General features: G+C 33.6%; 6 protein-coding genes and 5 tRNA genes. 10 read left to right on the top strand and 1 reads right to left on the bottom strand.

Translation table 11 applies throughout. The features are described 5' to 3' along the window. Positions 1-42 precede the first annotated feature (42 nt). From BABA_RS12925 to BABA_RS12885, 9 genes are all read left to right on the top strand, one after another. Positions 43-119, top strand: a tRNA-Met gene (locus tag BABA_RS12925). A 21-nt stretch (positions 120-140) separates the two neighbouring features. Beyond that, positions 141-233: transfer RNA gene (locus tag BABA_RS12920), tRNA-Ser, on the top strand. Between the two features lie 24 nt (positions 234-257). Beyond that, positions 258-342 (top strand) — tRNA-Tyr (locus BABA_RS12915). A gap of 4 nt (positions 343-346) precedes the next feature. After that, positions 347-417 (top strand) — tRNA-Trp (locus BABA_RS12910). A gap of 58 nt (positions 418-475) precedes the next feature. Next, a tRNA-Leu gene (locus BABA_RS12905) sits at positions 476-557 on the top strand. Between the two features lie 160 nt (positions 558-717). Beyond that, complete coding sequence (locus BABA_RS12900) at positions 718-1,710, top strand: tyrosine-type recombinase/integrase (RefSeq protein ID WP_007085634.1); 993 nt, start codon at positions 718-720, stop codon at positions 1,708-1,710. A 15-nt stretch (positions 1,711-1,725) separates the two neighbouring features. After that, a complete protein-coding gene (locus tag BABA_RS12895) occupies positions 1,726-1,923 on the top strand; it encodes a hypothetical protein (protein WP_007085633.1) in 198 nt (65 codons plus the stop codon). Positions 1,924-2,110: 187 nt separating this feature from the next. Next, the gene (locus tag BABA_RS12890; protein WP_157273179.1) at positions 2,111-3,049 is read left to right on the top strand and encodes a hypothetical protein; all 939 of its coding nucleotides are present in this window, start codon (positions 2,111-2,113) and stop codon (positions 3,047-3,049) included. A 297-nt stretch (positions 3,050-3,346) separates the two neighbouring features. Next, the gene (locus BABA_RS12885; protein ID WP_007085631.1) at positions 3,347-4,804 is read left to right on the top strand and encodes an ApeA N-terminal domain 1-containing protein; all 1,458 of its coding nucleotides are present in this window, start codon (positions 3,347-3,349) and stop codon (positions 4,802-4,804) included. Positions 4,805-4,991: 187 nt separating this feature from the next. On the opposite strand, the gene BABA_RS12880 is transcribed toward BABA_RS12885, so the two are convergent. After that, the gene (locus BABA_RS12880) at positions 4,992-5,918 is read right to left on the bottom strand and encodes a hypothetical protein (RefSeq protein WP_007085630.1); all 927 of its coding nucleotides are present in this window, start codon (positions 5,916-5,918) and stop codon (positions 4,992-4,994) included. 602 nt (positions 5,919-6,520) lie between these two features. Here BABA_RS12880 and BABA_RS12870 point away from each other — a divergent pair. Then, the gene (locus BABA_RS12870) at positions 6,521-6,943 is read left to right on the top strand and encodes a hypothetical protein (protein ID WP_007085628.1); all 423 of its coding nucleotides are present in this window, start codon (positions 6,521-6,523) and stop codon (positions 6,941-6,943) included. Positions 6,944-7,241: the final 298 nt, after the last annotated feature.

Here is a 7,241-nt window from a genome sequence, read left to right as displayed (position 1 = left end):
GTCGCAGGTTCGAATCCTGTCTTCCCGACCATTCATATTTTTGGCGGTGTAGCTCAGCTGGCTAGAGCGTACGGTTCATACCCGTAAGGTCGGGGGTTCGACTCCCTTCGCCGCTACCAGTGTGATTTTTTTGAAAAAATGGAGGAATACCCAAGTTTGGCTGAAGGGATCGGTCTTGAAAACCGACAGGCGGGTAACACCGCGCGGGGGTTCGAATCCCTCTTCCTCCTCCAGTTTTTTTATAATTGTTAATATGTGGAGGGGTAGCGAAGTGGCTAAACGCGGCGGACTGTAAATCCGCTCCCTCCGGGTTCGGCGGTTCGAATCCGTCCCCCTCCACCATTTTAGGGGTATAGTTTAAAGGTAGAACGAAGGTCTCCAAAACCTTTGGTGTGGGTTCGATTCCTACTGCCCCTGTCAAATCGTTTTTAATTTGATTCCTGGTTAAAGCATCAGGATTTTTTATTCTAGTTTTGCCGATGTGGCGGAATTGGCAGACGCGCACGACTCAAAATCGTGTTCCGTGAGGAGTGTCGGTTCGACCCCGACCATCGGTATCAATTTTCAGTTATTTAAAAGTGAATAATCACCGAAATATCAACCGTTTCTCAACTATGGGGAACGGTTTTTTCGTGTTCAAAAAAGGTAATTTTGGGTGCTTTTCACCAGCTTCTAATAGTGTGCAGAAATAGTGTGCATAGGAAGGGAATGGTACAGTTGGCAAGACGGAAAAACGTACTGGATGAATCTGAATTAAAGATAGTACGTCAAACAAAAAAATCATATGTGGAAACGTTCAGTGATGCTATTGAACTGTTTGAAAAGAATTGTAATTTACGGAATTTAAGACCACATACAATCAAGTTCTATAAGAATGAAATATCAGCATTTCTTTCAGGTTTAGCTGAACAAGGTATTGATGTTACCAAGCTGAAACCCACCAATGTTACAGAAGAACACATTCAGGAAAACGTGATCCTGTTCATGAAGAATTACAAAGGCATTAAACCAGTATCCATAAATTCACGTTTACGTGCTTTACGTGGTTTCTTTAATTTCTTGTACAAGCATAAACACATACCAAAGAATCCAATGGAAAACATCAAGTTAATGAAGGATAGGAAGCGTGTTATTCCCACCTTTTCAAAGGAACAGTTGAACCAACTATTTAGGCAGCCTGATTTAAAAACATTTATTGGTATTCGTGATTACACCATAATGATGTTATTCTTGGAAACTGGAATCAGGGTAAATGAACTGATTGGTTTAGAGGTATCTGATATACGGTGGGAAGATAACCTTATTTGCATCAGGAACGCTAAAAGTTATAGAGAAAGGTTAGTTCCTATTCAAAAAGAAATGAAGAACCAACTTAAAAGGTATCTTTCAATTCGTGGGAAAGTGGAAAATGAATCATTATTTATCAGCATTGATGAAACACCAATTTCTAAAAGGGGTATCCAAGGCAGAATTGAAAAATATGGAGTAATTGCGGGTATAAAGGGTGTCAGGTGCAGTTGTCACACGTTCAGGCATACATTTGCAAAAATATCTGTACAACAAGGTGCAAACATATTTGAACTTCAAGCAATACTTGGACATACCAGCATGGAAATCGTAAAGACATATGTAAATCTGTTTGGTAATGATGTTAGAGAAAGTCATAAGAAGTTTTCACCAGTGAAGATGCTGGAAAAGAGATACTTATAAAAGGGGAAATAAATGATGAACCATCAACTTCCGAACATTGATGAAATGACAACCATTGAAGCAATCAGTTGGTATACAAAACAAGTTGTTGAAATAACCAGTGCAAAACATAGAATTGCTGGAACTTATTCAGACGAATATAAACAAGCCCTGTTGCAGTGGAAAAAGGAATTGAATAGGAAGGCATTAGCTGAAAGAAGAAGCTTTATTTAAGGCAAAAGAAATGGGGATGTGCTGGAACACATTCCCCAAGTACGCTACACCACACCAAATACAAACGGAATAACGTATACTAACCTTAATTTTATCGAAAAAAATAGATATATGCAAGGTATCTTTAGTGATGCCTTTTTTAGAAGGGTTAGTTGCTGGCTTCCATAACAAAAAGGGGAACAGGAACGTGAAACAGGGGAATATTGAAAACTTTAAGAACTTATCAAAATTTAAAGATATTACCGATTTTAATAACAACATTGAACAATGGATGGTAGATTTAAAAAGCAAGTTTACTAAATCTGAACTGGTTGCATTAAAGCGTTTAGTACGTTACAGTGCAAAAGTAATTGGAGTATGTAATGCTAAGATAGGTACACTGGTATCAGAAACACATGAAAACAGTGTAGGTATTTCAAGAAGCACCTTCAAAAGAATGTTATCCAAAGCAAAAGCTTTTGGTTTATTAGTTGTATCCGAAATGGAAAGAAAGAACGGTTCACAATCATCAAACCTTTATGTATTTAACCGTTATGTATCAGCACCAGCAGTTGTTGATCCTGTTGAAATGGATGCTGAAAATACTGCTGATATTTCTTTAAATGATGCAATTGAACCACCCAAGCAGGAAAATTTGAACCACCCTAAAACTAGTAATCTTTTAGAAACTAGCAAGAATAAAAACATAAATAAACGTATAGAAAACGATAATAATAATATCATCAATAACATTCAATTAGGAAAGGAATACATAAACAGAAATATCCCTGAAGAATTTGTAAAACTTGTATCTTGTTTTTATGGTGAATTTGAAGCAGTAGAAGAATTTTGGAAGATGGTTAAAATTGCAGAAAGAAAAGCTGGTTATGAAGTAATGGATTTTGATTTACTGGATATTTCACTTAATGCCTTCAGGGAAACGGTTAAAGCATTGAAGATAAACAAGGTAAAGAAGAATGTGTTCGCTTTCTTCTACGGAACTATGCAGAAACAATTGAAGGGATTATATGAAGAATTTTATGCACCAGTACCTGAAGTACCAGCATATTCAGTTATCCCTAAAATACCAGCATTAACTGATGTGTGGGCATCAACTGAAGAACTAGATGCACTTGGGGTTTATTAAGGGTTTTTGAGTATTATTTTTCAAAATCTTGTTATGCTGCTAACAAAAAAATTAACAAATAATTTATTTCCAAATAAAAGGAATGTGGTTATTTTTTGTCGAAATATAAGATGGAAAGGCCAGTAGCGGAACAGAAGTAAGGGGTTTTGTTTTATCTAAAAATAAGAAATTGTAACTTTTGGTGCTTTAATTTATCACCCCTTAAGTGTATTTTTGTTCACATGGAATCCAATAGTAATTAATTCCAGTAACCTTGAATGTTAGGTATAATTGTCTTAACTATAAGGGGGAATAAAAATGGCTGGACTGAATGCAATGAAACAAACTCTGTTTGATAAATTTGAAATTAAAGGCTATTGGTGGATACCAGGTAAACAAGAAAATCAGGTAGCAGGCATATTGTTTTTTGCAGAAGATAAAATACATCTCGAATTAATTGGTTCTTTAAGTAATGATTTATTTTCAATGGGTAATGAAAAGTATGATACTATTCATGGATTTTCTGACAAGGGTGAACAGTTGACACTTTTAAATGTAAATGTTAAGAAATCAGTAACAAATGCACCAGGTTTTCAAACACAAACTTATTCTATCCATTCGTTTATTGTAGGTGGCTATTTTATTAATGAAGAAGAAATTCAATTTCACTCATTATCTTTTCAACCTACATACCTTACTGAATGGTTAGGGAGATCAGTTTTTGTTGATACAACAACACTTGAAAAAGATAGGTCTTCAATTATGGGTAAACAGGTTAGTTATAATAAGTATGATACGTTCAATCATTATGTGGATGTACTTGGTGCTACAATTGAAGAAACGTATTCTTCAAACTTCAAGGCCGATTTATCTGAAAAAGTCTTATGGACAAATAAAAGTGGAATTAAAATAATTCCAAATGAAAACAAAGATTTATCATGGTTTAGTACTAATATGTATCTTGTGAAAGATTTACTTCATTTATTTATTGGACATGCTACATACTTTGAAAGTATTGTTTTTTATGGTGAAGAAGTAAAGTTGGAACATACAGATAAGATTTCTAGACAAAAGTATAAGTATTTTTTCAGACAAAACAAATCAAAACTTAGAGAAAAATTCCACTGGTCGGATGTAATTGTAAACTTTAGAGATATTGAAAATGATTTAAATAAGATTTTAAATTATTGGTTTGAGAAGCATAATGGATTAGAAGTGGTATATAATCTGCATTTTGATGAATTTTACAAGGATATGTACATCAATACAACCTTGTTAAACACAGTTCAAATTTTAGAGATTTATCACAGAAAAATGTATGAAGGCAAAGTGTACGATAAAAAGGAATATCGTGCTTTAGCAAAGGAATTAAAACAAATGTTAAATGAAAAATTTCCTGAAGCATTTGCAAAGATTATTGGTAATAAAGTTGATTATGGTAACGAATATTCCCTTTCTATGAGAATAGAAGAAATTCTTTACGGTTTTCATGAATCCACACGAAATTTACTTGTTGGAACAGAGAATGATATTAATAAGTTCATAAGGCAACTTGTTGAAACAAGAAATTACTTAACACATTACGATTCTGATAAGAAAAAGCATATTCTTATGGAACCCATTGACAAGTATTTTGCAATTCAAAGATTACGTGCAATTGCTACATTAATTCTTTTTAAAGAAGTGGGACTTGATGAAACAATTATGATAGATAAAATTTGCAATAGTAATCAATATTCATTTGGACTAAGAGAAGCTAAGAAGGTGCTGAACTAATTGCAAAAGGGTGTGTACAAGTTACATGACCCTTTTATTTCTGTATTGGACTTTTTAAAAGGCATTGGAAAGAGTAAAAAAATCCCTTCAGAACCAGCTGTAAACAGATAAAGAAGGGAAATGTCCGAACTGATGAAGTAGGAATTACATACAAAGAACGAGTTGCAAAAGAAACCAGTTCTGATTGTTAATTGATGAACAACTTTTGATTGTTTTTTCGCTTTAGTCGATTATCAACCATATCAAATTCTGCAATTAGTCTTTCATCAGGTGCAGTTACATCTTTCCAAAAAATTCTTGGGTTCATTTGCAAATACTTTTCATTCCTTACTTCAACCTTTCTAAATACAGACTGTTCAGCAAGGTGAATTGATGTAAGTGAAGCACTCATTTTCTTGCTATCTTTTAAATCCAGCAGTTCAGCAACTTCTGATAGGGTTAAATAATCAATATCTTCAATTGCAGTTACTTCAGGATTTTTACAAATAATGTTAGTTGTTCGGTGTAAGTATGGAACAAGTGCAAATATAGGGTAAAGTGAAACTGCTGAATATTTACGTTCTCCAGTTTCAGTTGTTGCTTCATACAGTTCCCTTATCTGATTTACATAAGTTCTTACAAGCATAGTTGGTTTTGCAACACCAGTTGTTTTACCATAAAAGTTATATGATTCATTCCATTTAAAAGCATATCCTGAAGGAATAAGAATCTTGTGGTTTTTCAGCTTATTGTAAACCATACTGAACAAGTTCCTTCCTATTCCCAGCACCTTCTGTAAATCGTTTTTATCGAGCTTGATCTGATTATCATAAACAAGGAAACCATGCCCATTTACATAGGTTGCAAGGTAAAAAATCATGGTTAAATCTGATTTTGTAAATTCGCTAGATTTAATCAACTCCTGTATCTTGGCTGGATATGACCAAATGAACTTTCCAGCTTCTTCATTAAATGATTCAAATTCACCTTTTGATTTTGTGTTCAGCTTCAGATAATCAATCTGTTTATCACTGATGATACGGTTGCTTTTGTCACTGTATTCCTTTGTAATTTCACCATTGTCATTAATGTGGATGATTCTGCCCACATACAACACTTCCCTTCCTATACTCATTTACAACCCTTCAACAACATTTGCATGTAAATCAGACACAAGTGTAAAATGTCATGGTCGCTTTTTGAGTGCAAAAAAGGGGTTTTTGGTCGCTTTTTGAGTGCATGATAAAAACACCTCAATCCCTTGTGGCAGTAAGGATGAAGGTGCTTTTTAGTGTTGTTGGTACCTATATTATTAAAAGTAAAGGTAAACTGAACAATGAAGGAATTGTATCTGAAATAATGATTGATAACCGTAATATTTGCCTAAAGGCAAAGGAAGGAAAAACCACCTTCCAAAACAAAAGAAAAACCCTTTAAGATTAATCTGAAAAGGTATCTGAACATAGTGCTATTTGTCAGGGTAAATAAACATGATTAAATTACTTAAGTTAGTATTTTCTTGTGAAGGTGGTGCTTTTCCACCTGAACAAGTGCGAAGCACAAAGAACGGCATAACAATTTATTATTTAACTAACTGGAAGGTTAGGTCAATAAGAAAAAAGGAAGAAAAGACCAATACCATAATATATAATTAAAGAAAGGAGGGGTTTATATAACTGGCGGATTAGTGCTATAAGATATACTCCGAAGACTTAATTTGATAAATGGGGGCGGACTATGAATCATCACTCTTTTGGAGTCAACATTAAGAAAATTTTATCATTAGTTGGATGTCTTGTATTATTGATGATACTTGGTGCATGTACAAGTGAAGAAAACTCAAATCAGTCAGGATATAAAGCACAATATTTTGAAGGAAAAAGTGATAATTGGTATGTGAAAATGGTAAGCGAAACGGAAAGCACAAGGAACTATACAATCTCTTATATTGGAGAGGGAAATAGACCATTAAGTTTTAGATATGAAATATATGAAACTTCATACTTCACAGAACCTGGTGAGGGCGAATTAAAAAACCAAGAGGAATTTGATATTTATATAAAATGTAGCGGATCATGTTATGCAGTTTCTAATAGTATTCCTGTAAAAATAGAATGGGAAGGAAAAGAAGAAGAGTTCGTAATTCGTAGTAAAAAATAATAGTATGTTGATGGTAATTTAAGCATAGTTCTATACTAAACTTTTTGAATTATTTTCTATGGCAGTAATTTGAACAATTAAGCACAAAACATCACTAAACGTGCGTTTTAGAAAAAACAGACCTCAATTTTGTCTTTGATTTCATAGGTGAATTTGAGGTTTTTATGATGGGGAATTCTTAACGTAGCTTTAAAATAAAAATTGAAAAACGAATATATTTGATAAAACAATTTTTGGGAAATAGGCAATATCTATGAATTTGTGAAGAATTATACTTAAACTAAAGGGTGCTTTACTT

It is taken from the genome of Neobacillus bataviensis LMG 21833 (assembly GCF_000307875.1).
In the GTDB taxonomy this organism is placed as follows: Bacteria; Bacillota; Bacilli; order Bacillales; family Cytobacillaceae; genus Neobacillus; species Neobacillus bataviensis.
This window is presented reverse-complemented; position numbering and strand designations above follow the sequence as displayed.

Coding starts and splice junctions, on each gene's coding strand:
- BABA_RS12895 (WP_007085633.1), top strand. CDS start 1,726: ATGAACCATCAACTTCCGAACATTGATGAAATGACAACCATTGAAGCA.
- BABA_RS12885 (WP_007085631.1), top strand. CDS start 3,347: ATGGCTGGACTGAATGCAATGAAACAAACTCTGTTTGATAAATTTGAA.
- BABA_RS12880 (WP_007085630.1), bottom strand. CDS start 5,918: ATGAGTATAGGAAGGGAAGTGTTGTATGTGGGCAGAATCATCCACATT.
- BABA_RS12870 (WP_007085628.1), top strand. CDS start 6,521: ATGAATCATCACTCTTTTGGAGTCAACATTAAGAAAATTTTATCATTA.